This is a genomic window from Cellulophaga omnivescoria (assembly GCF_001999725.1).
GTDB classification, from domain to species: domain Bacteria; phylum Bacteroidota; class Bacteroidia; order Flavobacteriales; family Flavobacteriaceae; genus Cellulophaga; species Cellulophaga omnivescoria.
Genome location: NZ_MDDP01000036.1, coordinates 1 through 1717 on the forward strand (window position 1 = coordinate 1; position 1717 = coordinate 1717).

Consider the following 1717-nt stretch of genomic DNA (forward strand, 5'->3'; position numbering starts at 1 on the left):
TTTTTTTTTTTAAAATTTTTTTTTTTTTTTTTTTTAACTTGCTTTCCACAACTTTAAGTCTCACTGACTGGCATACTCACATATAAGTTTAGAATCACTCTTATCTGTCTTTATTTTAGACAACTTCATTTGTATAAATCGCTTTACCGCTAATGGATTTTCTACAGATATTTTAATACCTGATTCAAGTAAATAATAAGCTAACTGATAGTGATAATATCCTGTTGCTTCCATCACACAATGGCTCGATAGATCTAATAATTTTTCGAACTTTTTAAAGCCTGAAATAGTGTTTTTAAACTGATAATAATTACCATCTGAATCTGTAACATCAAAAACCAAATGACTAATGTCTATTCCAAAATATTTAATATCTTTATTCATAAGAAATTGTTTTTTTGAAAGGACAACCTACGCGAGTTTCAACGACTTAAAATCGAGGTCTTAAAAGCCTCATAGAACTGTACGAAATCTGTGTAGAAAAGAGAGGGGATTTTCAATGTTGACGAGATCTGTAGTCTCTGCGTGTATAATAACCTTAATCCTCTCTTTTGTGCTTTCTGTTTATGTTTCTAATTTAATGATTTACAAGCTTAAGCCGTGTATAATTAATTGCTAGTATTCGCCTACTTACGAATATTCCTGCGGAATATTCTATTCGGTTTTTATTTGCTAAATTAGTTGCTTAAACACGCAACTAATCATACACAAACACGTTGTACACAATACGCTGGACGTAAAAACATAATAAAAAAACATCTGATTTAAATGACAATTTTATCTTCACTATTTAGCTTCGGACAAAATAAATTTGAAAAAATTAAAAAACACGTTATCGAATCTAATTATGATATTGAAAGTTCAGATAAATTAGAAATACTTGATTTAATAAAACCTACAATTGGAATAAAAACCAAATCGAAAGAAGACAATGAAATAGGAATTGGAAAATCTAAAATTGGAGGAAATCCAGACCTACCAAAAGATTTTAAATGGCCCAAATTTGAAAATGAATATTTGACTTTTTGCGCACAATACAATTTAAGTGAATTGAGTAAATACGATTTACAAAATAAACTTCCAAAAAATGGAATGCTTTATACTTTTGTATTTATTGACCAAGATTATCCGGGATTTATGAATAAAGAATCAAGTTACAAACTGATTTATCTTGAAAACACGGAAAACATTGAAAGAATTGAATTCCCAAAAGAATACTTTTTAGAAGGCAAATTTAAGTCTGCTCAAATTGAATATTTTGAGTATTATACATTGCCAGATGACGAAAATTATAAAATAAAGAAATACGAATCAAAATATGATGACTTTAGCCATTTCTATGAAACTGTAACTGAATTTATTGACAATCTGACTAATCAAGAAACTGATAATTTTCATCAAATTCTTGGAGAAGATAGGTCTGTTCAGTCAAGTGTAGTGTTTGATTTCGCAACTAAAAAATTGGAAATTAAAACTATTGAAGATTACGAATCAAAAAAATCGGAAATTGAGAAAATTTCAAAAAAATATAGAATATTATTACAACTCGACTGTAATGACAGAAATTCAGATTTAAGTAGATTTGGCGGAAATGCAGTAATGTATTTTGGAATTGAACCTGAAAATTTAGAAAAGAAAAATATTGAAAATGTAATTATGGCTTTTCAAGGAACATAGAAAATAAAAAGTACTGTGTACAACAAAGAACTGAGGTAAA

The 1717-nt window shown here is 28.0% G+C and carries 1 protein-coding gene and 1 pseudogene; one reads left to right on the forward strand and one right to left on the reverse strand.

Going from position 1 to position 1717, the window contains the following annotated elements:
- Positions 1-63 precede the first annotated feature (63 nt).
- Positions 64-384 (reverse strand): annotated as a pseudogene (locus BFJ87_RS12960) (IS110 family transposase); the annotation flags it as partial.
- A 384-nt stretch (positions 385-768) separates the two neighbouring features.
- Here BFJ87_RS12960 and BFJ87_RS12965 point away from each other — a divergent pair.
- On the forward strand, positions 769-1677 hold the full coding sequence (locus BFJ87_RS12965; RefSeq protein ID WP_077405332.1) for a DUF1963 domain-containing protein: 909 nt from the start codon (positions 769-771) through the stop codon (positions 1675-1677).
- Positions 1678-1717 lie beyond the last annotated feature (40 nt).